The sequence below is a fragment of the Nocardia sp. NPDC052316 genome, from assembly GCF_044547795.1.
In the GTDB taxonomy this organism is placed as follows: domain Bacteria; phylum Actinomycetota; class Actinomycetes; order Mycobacteriales; family Mycobacteriaceae; genus Nocardia.
Genome location: NZ_JBIUBB010000006.1, coordinates 858976 through 878674, shown reverse-complemented (window position 1 = coordinate 878674; position 19699 = coordinate 858976). Strand labels below are relative to the sequence as shown.

19 protein-coding genes are annotated in these 19699 nt (G+C 66.1%); all 19 read right to left on the bottom strand.

The annotated features are described in order from the left end of the window. Window positions 1-487: 487 nt before the first annotated feature. Window positions 488-1747, bottom strand: a complete 1260-nt coding sequence (murA, locus tag ACIHA7_RS31650) for a UDP-N-acetylglucosamine 1-carboxyvinyltransferase (RefSeq protein ID WP_107654455.1) — start codon at window positions 1745-1747, stop codon at window positions 488-490. A gap of 202 nt (window positions 1748-1949) precedes the next feature. Further along, window positions 1950-2531, bottom strand: coding sequence for a cob(I)yrinic acid a,c-diamide adenosyltransferase (locus tag ACIHA7_RS31645; RefSeq protein WP_397294528.1), 582 nt, complete (start codon window positions 2529-2531; stop codon window positions 1950-1952). 176 nt (window positions 2532-2707) lie between these two features. Then, entirely contained in the window at window positions 2708-3124 is a 417-nt protein-coding gene (locus ACIHA7_RS31640) for a DUF2550 domain-containing protein (protein WP_186818745.1), read from the bottom strand. Window positions 3125-3395: 271 nt separating this feature from the next. After that, the gene (locus ACIHA7_RS31635; protein WP_397294527.1) at window positions 3396-3773 is read right to left on the bottom strand and encodes a F0F1 ATP synthase subunit epsilon; all 378 of its coding nucleotides are present in this window, start codon (window positions 3771-3773) and stop codon (window positions 3396-3398) included. Window positions 3774-3779: 6 nt separating this feature from the next. Further along, complete coding sequence (gene atpD, locus ACIHA7_RS31630; RefSeq protein WP_397294526.1) at window positions 3780-5228, bottom strand: F0F1 ATP synthase subunit beta; 1449 nt, start codon at window positions 5226-5228, stop codon at window positions 3780-3782. A gap of 16 nt (window positions 5229-5244) precedes the next feature. Further along, on the bottom strand, window positions 5245-6216 hold the full coding sequence (locus ACIHA7_RS31625) for a F0F1 ATP synthase subunit gamma (RefSeq protein WP_397294525.1): 972 nt from the start codon (window positions 6214-6216) through the stop codon (window positions 5245-5247). A 66-nt stretch (window positions 6217-6282) separates the two neighbouring features. After that, a complete protein-coding gene (gene atpA / locus ACIHA7_RS31620) occupies window positions 6283-7920 on the bottom strand; it encodes a F0F1 ATP synthase subunit alpha (RefSeq protein WP_397294524.1) in 1638 nt (545 codons plus the stop codon). A gap of 46 nt (window positions 7921-7966) precedes the next feature. After that, window positions 7967-8776, bottom strand: coding sequence for a F0F1 ATP synthase subunit delta (locus ACIHA7_RS31615; protein ID WP_147139488.1), 810 nt, complete (start codon window positions 8774-8776; stop codon window positions 7967-7969). Window positions 8777-8873: 97 nt separating this feature from the next. Next, window positions 8874-9437, bottom strand: coding sequence for a F0F1 ATP synthase subunit B (locus tag ACIHA7_RS31610; RefSeq protein WP_107654447.1), 564 nt, complete (start codon window positions 9435-9437; stop codon window positions 8874-8876). A gap of 5 nt (window positions 9438-9442) precedes the next feature. Further along, window positions 9443-9691: an ATP synthase F0 subunit C gene (locus tag ACIHA7_RS31605; RefSeq protein WP_107654446.1), complete on the bottom strand. Its 249-nt coding sequence runs from the start codon at window positions 9689-9691 to the stop codon at window positions 9443-9445. 75 nt (window positions 9692-9766) lie between these two features. Further along, a complete protein-coding gene (atpB, locus tag ACIHA7_RS31600) occupies window positions 9767-10615 on the bottom strand; it encodes a F0F1 ATP synthase subunit A (protein ID WP_167768945.1) in 849 nt (282 codons plus the stop codon). A gap of 249 nt (window positions 10616-10864) precedes the next feature. After that, entirely contained in the window at window positions 10865-11323 is a 459-nt protein-coding gene (locus ACIHA7_RS31595) for a hypothetical protein (protein ID WP_397294523.1), read from the bottom strand. An 11-nt stretch (window positions 11324-11334) separates the two neighbouring features. Next, window positions 11335-12492 carry an MraY family glycosyltransferase gene (locus tag ACIHA7_RS31590; RefSeq protein WP_107654444.1) on the bottom strand — a complete coding sequence of 386 codons (1158 nt, stop codon included), beginning with the start codon at window positions 12490-12492 and terminating at the stop codon, window positions 11335-11337. Window positions 12493-12508: 16 nt separating this feature from the next. Continuing rightward, a complete protein-coding gene (locus ACIHA7_RS31585; RefSeq protein ID WP_135235070.1) occupies window positions 12509-13174 on the bottom strand; it encodes an L-threonylcarbamoyladenylate synthase in 666 nt (221 codons plus the stop codon). 198 nt (window positions 13175-13372) lie between these two features. After that, complete coding sequence (gene prmC, locus ACIHA7_RS31580) at window positions 13373-14245, bottom strand: peptide chain release factor N(5)-glutamine methyltransferase (RefSeq protein WP_397294589.1); 873 nt, start codon at window positions 14243-14245, stop codon at window positions 13373-13375. A 31-nt stretch (window positions 14246-14276) separates the two neighbouring features. Continuing rightward, window positions 14277-15347: a peptide chain release factor 1 gene (prfA, locus tag ACIHA7_RS31575; protein WP_397294522.1), complete on the bottom strand. Its 1071-nt coding sequence runs from the start codon at window positions 15345-15347 to the stop codon at window positions 14277-14279. Between the two features lie 94 nt (window positions 15348-15441). After that, a complete protein-coding gene (rpmE, locus tag ACIHA7_RS31570) occupies window positions 15442-15687 on the bottom strand; it encodes a 50S ribosomal protein L31 (RefSeq protein ID WP_107654442.1) in 246 nt (81 codons plus the stop codon). A gap of 625 nt (window positions 15688-16312) precedes the next feature. Continuing rightward, complete coding sequence (rho, locus tag ACIHA7_RS31565) at window positions 16313-18445, bottom strand: transcription termination factor Rho (RefSeq protein ID WP_397294521.1); 2133 nt, start codon at window positions 18443-18445, stop codon at window positions 16313-16315. A 287-nt stretch (window positions 18446-18732) separates the two neighbouring features. Beyond that, entirely contained in the window at window positions 18733-19698 is a 966-nt protein-coding gene (gene thrB / locus ACIHA7_RS31560) for a homoserine kinase (RefSeq protein WP_397294587.1), read from the bottom strand. Window position 19699 lies beyond the last annotated feature (1 nt).

Genomic DNA, 19699 nt, shown 5'->3' with positions numbered 1-19699 from the left:
AACTCTCCGTTGAAGACTCTCAACCAACCTCCGAAGAGGTCAATCAGAAGAATAACTAGAGTCCGAAAACCTAGCAAAACAAAACGCCAGCAAAAAGAATTTGCTGACTAAATGTCCAACCTCTCAACCGGGGGGTATGAGAAGCCGGAACCAATAAATAATTGGCACTGACATTCATCGACACACTATTGAGTTCTCAAAGAACACACGCACACACTTCATCCCCGGCGCTAACCGGTTCGTCCGTGAGGCAACTTATCCAGCTTAGCTCAGCCGCTCCCCCAGAACCAAATCGGGGTCTCAGTCAAGCTAGTGTGAGCGTCAGGCGCTCCTCGTACTACCTCGTGTCCCTGGCCTTCGCTCAGCGTTTCCGCTCAGCTCCTCGGCTCCGGGTCGGTGTCCGTGTCGCTCTGACTCGAATAAAGTTACGTGTCTGCGTGCACGATGTCAAATCGCCTGGTCAGGAACGGTTTTCGGCGCTAACGCTTCATTCCGCGGCGCCGACCCGCTTCACTTCACCGCCCAGCGCCTGCAGCTGCTCGACGAAATTCGGGTAACCGCGGTCGATGTGGAAGACGTCGTGCACCTCGGTGGTTCCGTCGGCAACCAGACCGGCGAGTACCAAGCCGGCGCCCGCCCGGATGTCGGAGGACCACACCGGCGCGCTCGACAGCCGCGGGATTCCGCGCACCACCGCGTGATGACCATCGGTCCGCGCGTCGGCGCCGAGCCGGATCATCTCCTCCACGAAACGGAAGCGCGCCTCGAAGACGTTCTCGGTGATCATCGAGGTGCCGTCGGCGATCGCGGCGAGCCCGATGGCCATCGGCTGCAGATCGGTGGGGAACCCGGGGAACGGCAGCGTCGAGAAGTTCACCGCGCGCGGCCGCTCCGCCTGCACGACCCGGAAGCCGTCCTGCTCGAACGAGATCCGCGCGCCCGCCGAACGCAGCTTGTCCAGCACCAACGACAGATGCTTCGGATTCACCCCGGTCACCCGGACGTCGCCCATGGTCATCGCGGCGGCGATGCCCCAGGTCGCCGCGACGATGCGGTCGCCGATCACGCGATGGGTGGTCGGCGACAACCGCTTGACGCCCTGCACCGTCAGCACCGAGGTGCCCGCGCCGGTGATACGGGCCCCCATCTGCACGAGCATGTTGCACAGGTCGACGATGTCGGGTTCGCGCGCGGCGTTGTCGATCACCGTCTCGCCCTCGGCGAGCACGGCCGCCATCAGGATGTTCTCGGTCGCACCCACCGAAGGGAAGTCGAGCCGAATCTTGGCGCCCTGCAGCTCGTCGGCCCGCGCGACCACACAACCGTGCTCGATCTCGCTGGTCGCGCCGAGCAACCGCAGGCCGGCCTGGTGCATGTCCAGCGGGCGGGAGCCGATCGCGTCACCGCCGGGCAGCGCGACGACCGCCCGCTTGCAGCGCGCCATCAGCGGTCCGAGCACACACACCGACGCACGGAACTGCGTCACCGCGGGAAAGTCCGCGTGGTACTTCGGTTCTGCGGGGGTGTCGATGGTGACCACCCCGCCATCGATCGCGACGTCGCAGCCGAGGCCGCGCAACACGTCACCCATCAGCGGCACGTCGAGAATGTCCGGGCAGTTCGTGATCGTGGTGGTGCCCTCGGCCAGCAAGGCAGCGGCCATCAGCTTGAGGACGCTGTTCTTGGCGCCCCCCACCGCGACTTCACCGACGAGTCTGTTCCCGCCGGTAACCAAAAACCGTTCCATGCCGCCTCTCCGCGTATTCGGCGCACTGTTGGGTGCAAGGATAGTTGCGGCACTGTTCCGCCACTCCGGGTATTCAGCGCACTAGTGGGTGCCACGGTAGTTCGGTTGCGGGCCGGCGGTCGGGTGCCGGTGCTGAGTTCTGGGTCTACCCGGGGTGTAACCCAAGAACTCGAGGACATGCGTCCTCACGTCTCGAGCATTATCAGGTGCTCGACCTGGTTCCGCCGGGCTTCCACAGGATATCGCCGCCGGGATTGGCCACCCGGCTCAGGATGAACAGCAGATCCGACAGCCGGTTCAGGTACTTGGCCGGCAAAACATTCGTGTCGTCCGGGTGTGTCTCGATGGCTGCCCAGGCAGAACGTTCCGCGCGCCGGGCGACGGTGCGCGCTGTGTGCAGCAGCGCCGCCAGCGGGGTACCGCCCGGCAGAATGAACGAATTCAGTGCGGGCAGTTCGGCATTGAACTCATCGCACCAGCCTTCGAGCCGGTCGATGTAGGGCTGGGTGATGCGCAGCGGCGGATACTTCGGCTCCGTGACAATGGGGGTAGACAGATCGGCGCCCGCATCGAACAGATCGTTCTGTATCTGCAGCAGTACCGCACGCAACTGCTCCTCGGGCTGCCCGAGCGCGATCGCCACCCCGATTGCGGCGTTCGTCTCATCGCAATCCGCGTACGCGACCAGCCGAGGATCGGTCTTCGCCACCCGCGAGAAGTCGCTGAGACCAGTGGTCCCGTCATCGCCGGTGCGCGTATAGATCCGCGTCAGATGAACACTCACAGGACCAACCCTAGCTCCCCCGCCGTTCTGAGCCCCCTGCCGCACAGCAATGCGCTCGACTGTTGCGTTCCGGGCCTGCGATCGGATTCACCTCGGTTCTGGGACCCAGTTCGCACGAGATCAGTTGTTGCGGCCCACAGTGGAATCTTTTCGTCACGCAGCCGGAGTGCGTGGGATCAACGCATTCGGCGGGTGCGGTCCGAGGGGCGCGACTCCACCCAGGACAGAAACGCGGTCCGCGAGGCCCGATCCAGGGCGAGTTCGAAACTGCCCTCTCGATCGGCCACCGCGATCACCGCGATGTCGTCGCTCATGATGTCGAATTCGTCGCCGACGGGCCCGCGGCGGTCGCCGATCTCGATGCCCTGGCGGTGAATTGTGCAGTCGGGGCCGAGTTTCAGGCTGGTCAGCTTAAAAAAGACCATTCGGTCTTCGTCATATCGGAGCAGACCGTGCCGCCAACCCTGACCACCGCGGGCGGGCAATACCCGCAACAGTGCGGCGGTTCCGCCGCGCCGCAACATGATCAGGCGATAGGTCGAGGCCAGGGCCAAGAACACGAGCGTGAGCACCAGAATGATCAGGAGAACCATCCCGGTCTGCAATGCAGTTCGTCCCTTCGCTCTGTCGCCGTGTCGTCGACACCCTATTCAATTGGCGGTACTCGCAAGCCCTCCGTGGATACGCAAGCTACCGCCTCCGGGCTCGTCGCTCGCACCGCCGTGCGGTCATTCAACCACGACACCAAGTTTACAAACTGGGGGGCCGTGTATTAAGACGACCACAAGTGGGTGTGAAGACAACTGTCGGCGGCGAAGGTCTCTTCGCCGCCGACAGTCTCGTGCTCGAATATCCGGTTGTCGCTTACGCGCTCGCAGCCTGCTCCGCCGCGCGGACCTGGGCCTGCGCCGCGAGCTGATCCTCTTCGCTGGCCGCCGAGTCGGCCAGCACACGCCGTGCCGCCTCGACATCCACCTCGTCCGCGAACTCCGCGGACTCGGCCAGGATACGGACCGTGCTCGCGGTCACGGAGAAGAAGCCGCCGTGCACCGCCGCGACGATGCGCTCACCGTCGGTGGAGACGATGGCCACCGTGCCGCCCTCGACCAGCTGGCCGAGCAGCGGCTCGTGACCCGGCATGATGCCGATCTGGCCCTCGGTGGTCTGCGCGCTGACGAACGTCGCTTGCCCGGCCCAGAGCCGTCGTTCGACGGCGACCAGGTCAACTGACATTTCCGACATCGGTGACTACTTTCCGGCGATCTTCTTCGCGGCCGCCTCGACATCGTCGAGGCCACCGCAGCTGTTGAACGCCTGCTCCGGGAAGTGGTCGAACTCGCCCTTGCAGACCCGGTCGAAGTCGTCGATGGTCTGCTCCAGCGGAACCACCGAACCGACCTGACCGGTGAACTTCTCGGCCACGATGAAGTTCTGGCCGAGGAACTTCTCCAGGCGACGGGCGCGACCGACGAGGACCTTGTCCTCTTCGGAGAGCTCGTCCATGCCGAGGATGGCGATGATGTCCTGCAGCTCCTTGTACTTCTGCAGGATTCGCTTCACCTCGTTGGCAACGGCGAAGTGCCGGTCGCCGACGATCGAGGCCTCCAGGATGCGGGAGGTCGAGGTCAGCGGGTCGACGGCCGGGTAGATGCCCTTCTGCGAGATCGGGCGGGAGAGCTCGGTCGTCGCATCGAGGTGGGCGAAGGTGGTCGCCGGCGCCGGGTCGGTGTAGTCGTCGGCGGGCACGTAGATCGCCTGCAGCGAGGTGATCGACCGGCCACGGGTCGAGGTGATGCGCTCCTGGAGCTCACCCATCTCGTCCGCGAGGGTCGGCTGGTAACCGACGGCCGAAGGCATGCGGCCGAGCAGCGTCGACACCTCGGAACCGGCCTGGGTGAACCGGAAGATGTTGTCGATGAACAGCAGCACGTCCTGGTGCTGCACGTCGCGGAAGTACTCGGCCATGGTGAGGGCCGAGAGGGCGACGCGCATACGGGTGCCCGGCGGCTCGTCCATCTGGCCGAAGACGAGGGCGGTGTCCGGGAGGACGCCCATCTCTTCCATTTCCAGGCGGAGGTCGGTGCCCTCACGGGTGCGCTCGCCGACGCCGGCGAACACGGAGGTACCGGAGAACTCCCGCGCGATACGGGTGATCATCTCCTGGATGAGCACGGTCTTGCCGACACCGGCGCCACCGAACAGGCCGATCTTGCCACCCTTCACGTACGGGGTGAGCAGGTCGATGACCTTGATGCCCGTCTCCAGGATCTCGGTCTTACCCTCGAGCTGGTCGAATGACGGGGGCTTGCGGTGGATGCCCCACTGCTCGCCGTCGCGGCCGAGTCCCGGGGTGTCGAGGCAATCGCCGAGGGCGTTGAAGACGTGACCCTTGACGACGTCGCCGACCGGCACCGAGATCGGCTTGCCGGAGTCGGTGACGGTGGCGCCACGGACCAGGCCGTCGGTGGGCTGCATCGAGATGCAGCGGACGATGCCGTCACCGAGGTGCTGGGCGACCTCGAGGGTCAGGGTCTTGGCCACCGAGGTCAGTTCGATCTCGGCGTTCAGGGCGTTGAACAGGTCGGGAATCGAGCCCCTCGGGAACTCGACGTCGACGACGGGGCCGATGACTCGGACGACGCGACCTGAGTCTGCGCCGGTCCGACTCGTGTTGTCTTGCGTGACTGCTGCGGTCATTTTTCTCTTCCTGCGCTTAGTCGCGGTCCGAGCTCGAAGCCAGCGCGTTTACGCCGCCGACAATTTCGCTGATTTCCTGCGTGATCTGGGCCTGCCGCACCGAGTTCGCCTGCCGGGAAAGGTCCGTGGCAAGTTCGTTGGCGTTGTCGGTGGCTGCCTTCATTGCGGTGCGCCGAGCCGCGGACTCGGATGCCGCTGCCTCGAGCAACGATGAGTAGATACGCGTGTTGATGTACTTGGGCAGCAGCGCCGCCAGCAGCACATCGGCGTCGGGCTCGAACTCGTACTGCGCGTGCACATCCGCCGTCGGCGAATCGGAGACGAAGTCCTCGCCCATGTCGAAGTTCTCATCGACGTAGCTGACCTGGATCGGCGCCAACCGGCGCACCTCCGGGGTCTGCGTCAGCATCGACACGAACCGCGTGTACACGATGTGCAGCTCGTCGACGCCGGCGATCTCGCCCGATCCGTCCGGAGCGGGCACCTGGCCGTCGGAGCCTGCCATGAAGGCGTCCACCAGGTGGTGGCACGCCTCCGAGGCATCGGTGTACTTCGGCTGCTGCGAGAACCCGTGCCACGCGGCGACCAGCGGACGGTTGCGGAAGGTGTAGTACGTGATGCCCTTGCTGCCCATCACGTAGATCACCGGCTCTTTGCCCTCGCCGCGCAGCGTGTGCATCAACTCTTCGGCCCGCTTGAGCACGTTCGAGTTGTAGCCACCGGCCATGCCGCTGTCACTGGTGATCACCAGCACCGCCGCCCGGCGCGGCTCGGCGCGCTCGGTCAGCAGTGGGTGGGTCAGATTCTGCGACGCGTTCGCCAGCTCACCGAGGACCTTGGTGATCTCCTCGGCGTACGGCTTGGCGGCCGCAACCCTGGCCTGTGCCTTGGAGATTCGCGAGGTCGCGATCAGCTCCTGGGCCTTGGTGATCTTCTTGATCGAATTCACACCACGAATGCGGGAGCGCAATTCACGCAAACTTGCCATCAGCGGTTCACACTCCCTTCATTCGCATCGGTATTACGAATAGCTCGCATCAGTCCCGAACCTGGGTCACTTCTCGACGTGCTTGCGGGTGACCGACAGCGTCTCGACCTCTTCGTGCTCGAGATCTCCCGCCTCGGCCTCGTTCACCACACGGCTGCCATCGGAGGCGAGGAAGCCCTGCTTGAACTTGTCGGTCTCCGACTTGATCTGATCGGCCGCCTCGTCCTTGAGGACCTTGCCGCCCTCGATCGAGGCGAAGGCATCGCCCGCGACGCGGTGCAGGTGCTCGAGCAGCTCGTTGTTGAAGCGGCGGATGTCGGCGACCGGGACCGAGTCGTAGTAACCCGCGTCGACCAGGAAGATCGAGACGATCTGGTTCTCGACCGGCACCGGCGAGTACTGGTCCTGCTTGAGCAGCTCGACCCAGCGGGCGCCGCGCTCGAGCTGCGCCAGCGACGCGGCATCGAGGTCGGAGGCGAAGGCGGAGAACGCCTCCAGCTCGCGGAACTGCGCCATCTCCAGACGCAGCGAGCCCGCGACCTTCTTCATGCCCTTGGTCTGGGCCGCGCCACCGACACGGGAGACCGAGGTACCGACGTTGATCGCCGGGCGGACGCCCTTGTTGAACAGGTCGGACTCGAGGAACACCTGGCCGTCGGTGATCGAGATCACGTTGGTCGGGATGAACGCCGAGATGTCGTTGGCCTTGGTCTCGATGATCGGCAGACCGGTCATCGAGCCCGCGCCCATCTCGTCGGACAGCTTGGCGCAACGCTCCAGCAGACGCGAGTGCAGGTAGAAGACGTCACCCGGGTACGCCTCGCGGCCCGGCGGGCGACGCAGCAGCAGCGAGATGGCGCGGTACGCCTCGGCCTGCTTGGTCAGGTCGTCGAACACGATGAGGACGTGCTTGCCCTGGTACATCCAGTGCTGGCCGAGGGCCGAACCGGTGTACGGCGCAAGCCATTTGAAGCCGGCCGAGTCCGACGCGGGGGCCGCGACGATGGTGGTGTACTCCAGCGCACCGCGGGCCTCCAGCGCGGTCTTGACGCCCGCGATGGTGGAACCCTTCTGGCCGATGGCGACGTAGATGCAGCGCACCTGCTTGGACGGGTCGCCGGAGTCCCAGTTCGCCTTCTGCGCCAGGATCGCGTCGATGCAGACCGCGGTCTTGCCGGTCTTGCGGTCGCCGATGATCAGCTGACGCTGGCCACGGCCGATCGCGGTCAGCGCGTCGATGGCGGTGATGCCGGTGGCCAGCGGCTCCTCGACCGGCTGACGCTCCAGCACGGTCGCGGCCTGCAGCTCGAGCACGCGCCGCTCTTCGGCCTCGATCTCGCCGAGGCCGTCGATCGGCTGGCCGAGCGGGTCGACCACGCGGCCGAGGAAGTTGTCGCCCACCGGGACGGAGAGCACGTCGCCGGTCCGGCGGACCTGCTGGCCCTCTTCGAGGTCGGCGTACTCGCCGAGGATGACCGCACCGATCGAGCGGTCCTCGAGGTTCAGCGCCACGCCGAGCACGCCACCCGGGAACTCGAGCAGTTCGTTGGCCATCGCCGAGGGCAGGCCGCTGACATGCGCGATGCCGTCGCTGGTGTCGGTGACAACACCGACTTCTTCGATGGAGGTCTCGGGGGTGTAGCTCTGCGTGTAGCTCTCGATCGCGCTACGGATCTCGTCGGAGGAGATCGTCAGCTCCGCCATGTTCTTCCTGCTCTCGCTGTGTCGAATGTCGGGGGGTATGGGGACGTCAGGTCAGGGACCGACGCAGCCGTTCCAGTCGGCCGATGGCGCTGCCGTCGATGACGTCGTCGCCGACGTGTACGACGAGCCCGCTCAGCAGACTCGGGTCGACCTGGACGTGCACCTGGACCGGCTTGCCGTAGATGCGATGCAGCGAGGCGGCGAGCCGCTCGCGCTGCTGCGCCGACAGTTCGATCGCCGCGCGCACGTGCGCCACGATCTGGTCGCGGCGGGCCGCGGCCAGGTCGGACAGTTCGTCGAATGCCACCCCGACTGCCGTCTTCTGCCTGGTCACCACTTGCTCAGCCAGGGTTAGGGTGATGGATTCGGTCTTGCCGGTGAGCAGGCGATCGACCAGTTCCCGCTTGGCCTCGGCCGGCTTCGTCCGATCGGAGAGGGCCTGCTCCAGCTCGGGGTTGTCGCTGATGATCCGACCGAGCCGGAACAGCTCGTCCTCGACCGCGTCGAGACGGCCGCTGTCGGCCGCCGACTCCAGCAACGCCTCTTGCCCGAGCAACACCAGGGTGTCGACCAGGTCGGCGGTCCGGGACCAGTCCTGGGCCACCGCGGTGGTCAGCACGGCCAGGGTGGCCGGGCTGACCTTTCCGCTGAAGACCCGCTCACTGAGCTCGGCCCTGGCCGAGCCGGGCACCGACACGTCCGCGAGCGCAACACGCAGCGAACGCTGGTCGTCCAGCACGGCGACAACGGCGAACAGTTCGGACCCCGTCGTTGCCGCGACACTGTCGCTTCCGGTCAGAGCGGCCCTGAGCGCCTCCCGAGACCGGGCGCAGGCCTCGCGGCTCGCTGCGTACATGCTTCTCACTTTCACTCAGCTCGATTCTGCCTGCCAGAGGCGGCCTGCGTGGTTACGCTCCGCTGCCGCCTCCGGCCGCTGACTCGATCAGGCATGGCTACCTTCCGACCCCGATGCCGGCTTTCGACTCGTCGTCGAGTTCGGTCAGGAACCGCTCGATCGACGCCGCCTGCTTAGCTTCGTCCGAAACCGACTGCCCGATAATCTTTTCGGCCAAATCTACGGCCGTGTGGCCGAGTTCGGTGCGCAGTTCGGTCAGGATCTGCTGGCGCTGTGCTTCCAGCTGGCTGTGACCCGCGGCGACGATGCGGTCACTTTCGGCCTGTGCGTCCGCGCGCATCTGCGCGAGGATCTGCTGGCCCTGGGTGCGCGCTTCCTCACGGATGCGTGCGGCCTCCAGCCGGGCTTCGGCCAACTGCTGCTGGTACTGCTGCAGCGTGAGCTGGGCCTCTTCCTGGGCGATCTCGGCGCGCTTGATGCCGCCTTCGATCTTGTCGGTGCGCTCGTCGAGCGTCTTCATCAGACGCGGGATCACGTACTTGTAGAAGAGGACCGCGATGATCGCGACGCAGACGATCGACCACACGATGTCGTACGTCTCGGGGATAAGAGGATTCACATCCTCTCCGCTTTCCGCTGCGAGAACAGAGAACTCGTTCATCGGAATCAGAAGATGAAGCCGGCGACGAGGCCGATCAGGGCAAGCGCCTCGGTGAACGCGATGCCGAGGAACATGGTGGTCCGGATCTGGCCCTGCAGCTCAGGCTGACGGGCGATGCCTTCGATGGCCTTACCGACGACGATGCCGACGCCGATGCCGGGGCCGATAGCCGCCAGACCGAAGCCGATGGCGCCGTATCCCTTGACCTTCTCAGAGGTGGTTGCGGCTTCCTGGGCCAGGTACGCGAGGCTCATGAGTCTTCCATTCCCTTTCTGTTGCACACCCGCCGGTCGGCGAGGTGTAGCAGTTTTTCCGGTAAGTCAGGCAGGTCAGTGTGAATCCGCGTTTTGCGCGAGTCCGATGTAAACGGCGGTCAGCAGCGCAAACACATAGGCCTGCAGGAAGATGACCAACATCTCGAAGAGCGTGAAGCCCAGGCCGGCCGCGAGCGAGAACGGCGAGAACACCTTCATCCAGGCAGCGGCGTCGAACAGGAAGAACCAGGTAGCGCTGAAGAACAACACCAACATGATATGTCCGGCCAGCATGTTTGCCATGAGTCGGACCATCAGAGTGAACGGACGCAGGATGAACGTCGAGAGGAACTCGATGGGAATCAGCAGCAGATGCAGCGCGGGCGGCACATTCGGCACCACGATGCTGCTGCGCATGTACTTGACGAATCCGTACTTCTTGATGCCCACGTAGTTGAACGCGATGTACGCCACAGCGGCCAGCACCAGCGGCATGCCGATTCGGGCGTTCGAGGAGATGTTCAACCCGGGAATGATGCCGGAGAAGTTCAGAAACAGGACCGTGAAGAAGACCGTCGCGATGAGCGGGAAGAACTTGCGGCCGGATTCCTTACCCAAAACTTCGTCGGAAATCTGTTCCTTGACGAAGACGAGACCGGTTTCGGCGACGTTCTGCAGCCCGCGCGGGATGATGCGGGGATTCCGGAATGCGAGGACCATCACGATGACCAGCACCGCGGTCATCAGGAGCCGGATACCCATCAAACGATCGATTTCGAACGGCGTACCCTCGAACAGCAGCGCTGGAGGGAAGAAGTCGGACAGCGATGGCGCGTGGAACTCGCCCGCCAAAGTGGTGACGCTCAGCGTTCTCTCCCGTGTTCGGGCCGTGGGTTCGGTTGATCCCACGGTTCGATCGGACATTGACGATCAATTTGGGTCGACTCAGGTCGGCTCGAAGTTCGTCAGCAGCTGTGCGGCGGGTTGTGATTCCACCTGGCGTCTGTACGTGTGTCGGCGACATCGTCGACATGCAGAACCGGAACCCTCAGAGCCCGGCACGGCAGTAAGCATAGCGGCACTCGGAGGGATCTTGGCGATCCCCCCTCGCTTGGTTGCTTGCTTACCAACACTTTACCAAGTTATCTACGACAGCGTGTAGGTGGGTGGGGATCAATCTTCCCGAGGCGGTGCATCCGGCGTCGCATCGGGCACCGTCACGTACGGAACGCGCTGCCGGACAACGCCATACGTCTCGGCACCGAGCACGATGACCAGCGCGCCGATCACGGTAAGAAAAAGGACCATTCGGTCATAGAAATCGAATTGATTCAGTATCGCTATGACCAAAAGGGCCACCAGCATTTTGCCGACCCAGCTGGCCAGCATCACCATGCCCGCCGTGGTCGGCGGCAACTTCGCGCCGAACAGCACCACGGCGGCGGTGGTCAGGATGAAGCCGCCGCCGATGGCCGAGCCGATCAGCGCACCCCACAGGCCGGGCACGCCCGCGGCCGCGGCGCCGATCGCGACGGACAGCACGACCAGCACACCGAGCCCGATCAGGCCGTAGCGCAGCGCCGCCTTGAGCGGGGCGTCAGGACCTGGGACCGGAGTGGGAGTAAAGCTCACATCAGCGAACCTTACCCGGCGGGTGGTCCGTCCTCAGCGGCCTCCCCGCGCCGCAGGCCCGGAATGGCCGTCACGACGAGGGCGAAGACCAGTCCGCCTGCCACCAGCAAGACGACCAGGGTGAGGTTCATCAGCGCCGTGCCGACCGCGCCGAACGCGAGGATCCCGACCCACAAGTAGATGAGCAGCACCACGCGCCGATGCGAGTGGCCGATCTGCAGCAAACGGTGGTGCAGGTGCATCTTGTCCGGAGTGGAGAAACTCACACCCGCCCGTACCCGCCGGACGATCGCCAGCACCAGATCCAGCACCGGAATGAACATGACCGCGCCGACCAGCAGCAGCGGCGACAGCAGACCGACGATGTCGCGGGTGCCGAAGCCCTGCAGCGGGATGCGGCCCGACGCGCTGGTGGACACCGCGGCCAGCACCAGGCCGATCAGCATCGAGCCGGAATCACCCATGAATATTCGCGCGGGCTGGAAGTTGTGCGGCAGGAACCCGAGACAGGCGCCGGCCAACGCGGCCGCTAACAAGGCGGGCGGATAGGTGTCGACCGAGCCACCCTGGTCGTTCATCAAGCCCAGCGCGAACACGAAGACCGCGACCGCCGCGATCAGCCCGAGACCGGCCGCGAGGCCATCGAGTCCGTCCACGAAGTTCATCGCGTTCACCAGGGTCACCGTGACCCCCACGGTGATCAGACCACCTTGCAGCGCGTCCAGGAAGACCGTGGTGTTGTTGAACGGGTTGTAGATGCTGTACCAGCTCAACCCCATGACAGCCATCACACCCGCTGCGGTCACCTGTCCGGCGAACTTGGTCAGCGCGTCGAGGCCCCAGCGGTCGTCGACGATGCCGACCGCGACAATGATCGTGCTCCCGACCAGCACCGCGAGCGGAATATTCGGGCTGTAGTCGAAACCGTTGCGCAGCGCGGGAAGTTGGTGGGCGAACAACATCGCCGCCACCACCCCGACGTAGATGCCGACACCACCCATCCGGGGAATGGGCTTGACGTGCACATCACGCTCGCGCGGCACCGCGACGGCGCCGAACCCGATGGCGAGCACCCGGATCCCGCCGGTGGCCAGGAAGGTGACGACCGCGGAGATGAGCAGTACGAGCAGTAGCTCCCGCAGGGGAACGACGGCACCCGAACCTGTCATCCGCGGCACCCACCGATCATCGGGTGGAGGCGCTGGTCAGCGCCTCCGGCGACATACCGAGCACGTCGGCGATGTCGCCGATGGGGACCGCGCCCTCGCGCAGGATGCGCGGCTGGTCGGCGGTCAGGTCGATGATGGTGGAGGCGACGGCATGGTCGGCGGGGCCGCCGTCGAGGTAGACGCCGACGAGCTCACCCAGTTGGTCGCGGGCTTCGGCGGCGGTCTTGGCGGGCGGCTGGCCCGAGACATTGGCGCTGGAGACCGCGAGCGGGCCGACCTCGCGCAGCAGCTCCAGGGCGACCGGGTGCAGTGGCATCCGCAGCATCACGGTGCCGCGCGTATCGCCGAGGTCCCAGGCGAGCGAAGGGGCTTGCTGCACAACGAGACTCAGGCCGCCGGGCCAGAACGCCCGGATCAGCTCGCGCGCCTGCGGGCGCACCGAGAAAACCAGGCCGTCGATGGTGTGCCAGGAGCCGACCAGGACCGGCACCGGCATGTCGCGGCCGCGGCGCTTGGCCGCGAGCAGCTCGCTCACCGCGGTGGCATCGAAAGCGTCGGCCGCCAGGCCGTAGAGCGTGTCGGTGGGCAGCACGACGAGTCGCCCGGACTTCAGGGCGCTGGTGGCTGCGGTCAGTCCGGCGGCGCGCGTGTCGGGATCCGCGCAGTCGTAGACGGTACTCACGGTCCCCATCCTGTCACGGCGTTCCGAAGGAACCATCATCCGCTCCCCCGCCACCCCGCGTCGTCGGGTCGCACCTGGGTGCCACGACGGTGGCCCCGGCGAACGGCGGTGAATTCGCAGGTGAGTTGGGCCCGTTCGCCACGAGCTACCCGTATGCGTGCGAAACCGGTGGTCACCCTGCGCTGGATGCGGAACGCGTCAGATTCTGGTCGCGACGACGAAGCGCGGCTTTCCCGCGAGGTCCGGATGCTCGACGATGTCGGTGAACTCGCCTTGTTTGCCCAGCAGCGCCGCGAGGTCCGAGCCGTTGGCGTCGTCGTGCTCGATCGCGGTGGCGCCGCCGCTGCGCAGCAGACGCGTGATGGTGGGAATCATGCCGCGGATGACGTCCAGTCCATCGGGGCCGCCGAACAGGGCCAGGTGCGGATCATGATCGGCGACTTCGGGATGCAGCGTCGCGCCGTCCGGAATGTAGGGCGGGTTGGCCACCACGAGGTCCACGCGGCCGTCGAGTTCGGCCAGCAGGGTCGGATCGGTGACGTCGTCGGCGTACAGGGTGATCGGGGTGTCGCCGTTGTCGATGCACTGGTCGGCGTTGCGGCGGGCCCAGTGCAGTGCGCCCGGATCGAGTTCCACCGCACGGACATCGGCGTCGGGGCGCGCGTGCGCGATGGCCAGGGCCAGGGCGCCGGAGCCGGTGCACAGGTCGACGACGATCGGCGTGTGATCGTGCGGCAGCGCCTCGAGTTGCGCGAGCGCCCAGGCGAACAGCAGCTCCGTCTCCGGGCGCGGCACGAAGACGCCGGGACCGACCGCGAGATCGATCTCGCCCATCGCCACGGTCCCGGTCAAGTGTTGCAACGGAATTCGCTGCGCGCGCCGGTCGATCAGCGCGCGATACTCGGCCAGTTGGTCGGGGCCGAGCAGCGGTGCCATCATCAGCCTGCTGCGCTCGACCCCGAGCACGTGCGCGGCCAGCTGCTCGGCGTCGGCCCGCGGACTGGGCACCCCGGCCGCCCGCAGCGTCTCGATGGCGTCGTTGAGGGCGGGGCGCAGCGCTACCCGGGTCATGGTCATGTCCTCGACTCTTCCCGAAAGACCTTTACTCCGCTGCCATTCGGGCTTCCCGATCCGCCTTGCCGAGCGCGTCGAGCAAGGCGTCCATGTCGCCGTCCAGGACGGCGTCCAGGTTGTGCGCCTTGAAACCGATGCGGTGATCGGCGATCCGGTTCTCCGGGAAGTTGTAGGTGCGGATGCGTTCGGAGCGGTCCACCGTACGAATCTGGCTGGCCCGCCCGGCCGCCGCTTCCTGATCGGCCTGCTCCTCGGCCAGCGCCTGCAGCCGCGCGGCGAGCACCTGCATGGCGCGGGCCTTGTTCTGCAGCTGGGAACGCTCGTTCTGGCAGGTCACCACGATGCCGGAGGGCAGGTGGGTGATGCGGACGGCGGAGTCGGTAGTGTTGACGCCCTGGCCGCCCTTGCCCGAGGACCGGTACACGTCGATGCGCAGGTCGGTTTCGTCGATCTGCACCGCTTCGACCTCGTCGGGTTCCGGATAGATCAGCACACCGGCGGCCGACGTATGAATCCGGCCTTGCGACTCGGTCACCGGGACGCGCTGCACCCGGTGCACGCCACCCTCGAACTTGAAGCGTGACCAGACGCCGTCGCGCGCGGCGTCGCGGCTCTTGATCGACAGCGTCGCGTCCTTGTACCCACCCAGGTCGGACACGGTGACGCCGAGGACCTCGACCTTCCAACCGTGCCGCTCGGCATAGCGGATGTACATGCGGGCCAGGTCGGCGGCGAACAGCGCCGATTCCTCGCCGCCCTCACCGGATTTCACCTCGAGCACCACATCGTCGCCGTCGTGCGGGTCGCGCGGAGCGAGCAGATCCGCGAGGGTCTGCTCCAGCTCGGCGACCTGACGCTCCAGGTCGGGCACCTCGGCGGCGAAGGACGCGTCGTCGGCGGCGAGTTCCCGCGCGGCGGCGAGATCCTCGCGCGCGGACTTCAGCTTGGTGTAGGTCGCCATGATCGGCGCCAGCTCGGCGAATCGCTTACCGACCCGGCGTGCGGCGCCGGGATCGTCGTGCAGCGCCGGATCGGACAGCTGCGTCTCCAGCCCGGCGTGCTCGGCCAGAATGTCGTCGATCGCGGACGGTTGCGTCACGATGCTTCCTCTTTCCGATTTCCCTGTCGAAAGGACCCCATACAAAAACACCGACGCCCGGCCTGCTGAGCAGGACCGGGCGTCGGCGAGGAAGCTACTTGGCTGCGGCGTCGTCCGCGTCGGCCTTCTTGCCCGCACGCTTGCCGTAGCGAGCCTCGAAGCGGGCCACGCGGCCGCCGGTGTCGAGGATCTTCTGCTTGCCCGTGTAGAACGGGTGGCACTGCGAGCAGACCTCGACGTTGATGTGTCCGGACTCCTTGGTGCTGCGAGTCTGGAAGGTATTGCCGCAACCACAGACGACCGTGGTGTCGACATACGTCGGGTGGATTCCTGCCTTCATGGGTGTCCTCTCGATATTGGTCGCCGGGTCGCTCGCGCGGGAATCGCGGGAACGTGAACCGGAACCGACTAGGCGGGAGGTCTGCTCGAACAGAGCAGACGCAACGACCGTTCAGTATGCCAGAACAGTCCTTACGCTCCCAAAACGCCCCCGGCAAGTGGTTTGTTCCCGCCCTAGGTACTCCCCCCGGCGCCACCGCCCAAGGAAGTCCGGGCACGCACTTTGCCGCTGTCTCGGGAAGCCTGAAGACGGGTAGTCGGCTACTCAGGAATGCGAACAGTTTCGTTCATAGAGTTTGAGACCTCGGCACACCGGCGTGCGGTGACCAGCGAAGGGAGAACTTGTGAACATCCGAGTCGCGTCAGCGATCTTCGGTCTCTTGATTCTCGCTGTCGTCGTCGGCTGGTGTGCCCTTCCGGACACCGCGACCACGGCCGCGCCGGGAACCGCCGTCTATTACGAGGCTCCGACCACCGCTCCGGAGGGGAGTGCGGTGGGCACCTCGGCGATCATTCTCGGTTTCCTGATCAGCGGCGCGGCGATCATCGGGCTCGTGTTCTTCTGCCCGCAGACGCCGAAAGGGCCCCGCGACAGCGAGGCCCTTTCGGCGGTACAACTGGCGAACCTACTCGTCCAGAGCGCCCGGCGCGGTCTTGCTGACCTGCATCAGGAACTCCAGGTTGTTCTTGGACTTCTTCAAACGGTCGATCAGCAGATCGATCGCCTGGTGCGAGTCCAGGCCGGACAGTACGCGGCGCAGCTTGTGCAGCACCGCGGCCTCGTCGGGGTTGAGCAGTAGCTCATCCTTACGAGTACCGGACGGGTTGACGTCCACCGCGGGGAACACGCGCCGTTCCGCGATCTTGCGGTCCAGCTTGAGCTCCGCGTTACCGGTGCCCTTGAATTCCTCGAAGATGACGGTGTCACCGGTCGAACCGGTCTCCACCATCGCGGTCGCGATAATGGTGAGCGAGCCACCGTTCTCGATGTTGCGCGCCGCGCCGAGGAACCGCTTGGGCGGGTACAGCGCGGTGGAATCGACACCACCGGACAGGATTCGGCCCGAGGCCGGCGAGGAGTTGTTGTACGCGCGGCCCAATCGAGTGATCGAGTCGAGCAGCACCACAACGTCTTTGCCCATCTCCACCAGTCGCTTGGCGCGCTCGATGGCGAGCTCGGCGACCGAGGTGTGGTCCGACGGCGGCCGGTCGAAGGTGGAGGCGATGACCTCACCCTTCACCGAGCGCTGCATGTCGGTGACCTCTTCCGGACGCTCGTCGACCAGCACGACCATGAGGTAGACCTCGGGGTTGTTGATGGCGATGGCGTTGGCGATGTCCTGCATGATCGTCGTCTTACCGGCCTTCGGCGGCGAGACGATCAGGGCGCGCTGGCCCTTACCGATCGGCATGATCAGGTCGATGACGCGGGTGGTCAGCTTGTTGGGCTGAGTCTCGAGCCGCAGCCGCTGATTCGGGTACAGCGGGGTGAGCTTGCTGAACTCGGGGCGCCGCTTGGCCGCCTCGACCTCACCACCGTTGACCGTGTCCAGCCGCACCAGCGGATCGAACTTCTGGCGCTGGTTGCTCTGTTCGCCGTCGCGCGGGGCGCGCACCGCACCGGTGATCGCGTCACCGCGGCGCAGGCCGTTCTTGCGGACCAGGTTCATCGAGACGTAGACGTCGTTCGGGCCTGCCAGGTAACCGGAGGTCCGGACGAAGGCGTAGTTGTCGAGCACGTCGAGGATGCCCGCGACCGGCTGCAACACGTCGTCTTCGCGGATTTCGAGCTCGCGTGCCTCACCACCACCGGTGCCCGGCTCGCGGTCGCGACCACGACGCCGCTCGCGGAATCGGCGTCCCCGCCTGCCGCGACCGCCTTCTTCGTCGTCGTCGTTGTTGTTGCGCGCGTTGTTGCGGTCGTTGTTCCGGCCGCCTGCGTTGCCGCCGCCGTTGCCGTTCTGGTTGTTGCGCTCACCGGACTGGCCGCGCTCACCTTGACCACGCTCGCCCGACTGGCCGCGCTCACCCTGATTACGCTCACCCGACTGACCGCGCTCACCGGACTGGCTGCGCTCACCCTGATTGCGCTCACCCGACTGGTTGCGCTCACGGCGCCGCTCGCCCTGATCGGCATCCTGCTTCGGCTCGTCACCACGCGCATCGGCTGTCGCGGTCTCGCCGCCGCCGGATCGCGCCTGGTCACGGCCGCGCCGCTGCCGACCACGACCGCGCTGACCAGCCTCGCGGCCGGAATCCTCGGTGGACTCGGCCGGGCCGGACGCGGGGGCCTCGGCCGGGGCCGAGTTCGCGGGAGCGGATTCCTTGACCGGGGCAGCTGCCTCGGCGACCGGAGTTTCCTTCGCCGGGGCGGTCGCCACGTCGAGGGTGCCCTGCTCTGCCCGGGCGGACGCGGGCCGAGCGGCCCGCGCTTCCGAATTATCGGGTGTATCGGCCTTGGCGGAAACCGCGGACTTGGCCTGTCCCCCTTCGGGCTTTTCACCCTTTACCGGTTTTCCGGCCTGATTTTCCTTGATGGCGGCGATCAAATCGCCTTTGCGCATTCCGGAGGTGCCTCGGATACCGAGCTCCCCCGCGAGCGCGCGCAACTGCGGCAACAACATTCCAGTCAGCCCCGATCGTGCGACGTCGGTTTGTTCGCTCATCTTCGAAATCTGTCCGGAGTCACTTTCGCGGTCCCCCGGAGATGCTGGGTTGGATTCCACCCCGGGTGTCGCGAGCAGGTCCGTATCTGTCACGGAAATCCTTTCCTTCCCCCGATTGCCGTGTGCTGTTTCGAGGGTTCGTCCCGCAGTCCGGGCATTCTGCCGGACTCGGATGCGTCCGTCCGCTTCGCCACCGGTGGTGTGAGGTGGGAGAGATCATTCCAGTTGCGCAGCTACGCAGCACCCCCATGGCCTGGAGGCTCGAGCCTGGAGCCTGCTGGAGCGATTGCCCTGATGAAGCACCGGCGTCTGATGCGCACGATGTACGGACTCGCTCAGGATAGCTGCCCATTGTGAATCTCGGCAAGCCAGACGCGCCGTCAGTCGATCAGTACTCCATCGGCCAGTCCTGGTTCGACCACGCGCAACCCGTCCATCGCCGCGAGTTCACGGAGTTCGGCAGGGAATTCGCTGGTACCGAGGGCCAGTACGGTCGGACCCGCGCCCGAGACGGTGGCCGCGATACCCGCAGCCCGCAGCCGGGAAATCCAGCTGGTGGTCAGCGGTAGGGCAGGCGCACGCTGCGCCTGGTGCAGCCGGTCGGCGGTCGCGGGCAGCAACAGGTCGGGCCGCTGGGTCAGGGCGACCACCGCCAGCGCGGCCCGGCTGACGTTGAACGCGGCGTCGCCGTGCGGCACCACCTCGGGCAGCAAACCCCTGGTGTGCGCGGTCGAGGAGCGTTCTTCCGGAATGAGCACGATCGGCCGCAGCGCCGGATGCGCGTCCAGCCGAACAGCCCGGTAGACCCGGCCGTGATGCTCGGCCACCGGCACCCCGTCGCGCCCGATGTCGGCGGCGCGATCGGTCTCGGTCCAGGACACCACGATGCCGCCGAGCACGCTGGCCGCCGCGTTGTCCGGATGACCTTCGAATTCCGCTGCGAGCTGCACCAATTGGTCGGCGGAGGTGGTCAAGGACTGGTCGAACTTCGCCGCGATTGCGCAGCCGGCGGCCAGCCCGCCAACCACGGCCGAGGCCGAGGAGCCGAGTCCGCGTGAATGCGGAATCACGTTGCGGCACACCACCTCGAGGCCGTCCGCCCAGACCCCCGCCGACTCGAGTCCGCGCTCGATCGCGCGCACCACGAGATGCGAAGGGCCCCAGGGAACGTCGCCGGCGCCCTCACCCTCGACCCGGATGTTGAGCCCGGAATCGGTAGTGCGCACGTCGATCTCGTCGTAGATCCCCAATGCCATGCCGAGCGAATCGAACCCGGGACCGAGGTTCGCGCTGGACGCGGGCACCCGCGCGGTCACCGAAAGACCGGCGGGCAGCGTGCGACTCATG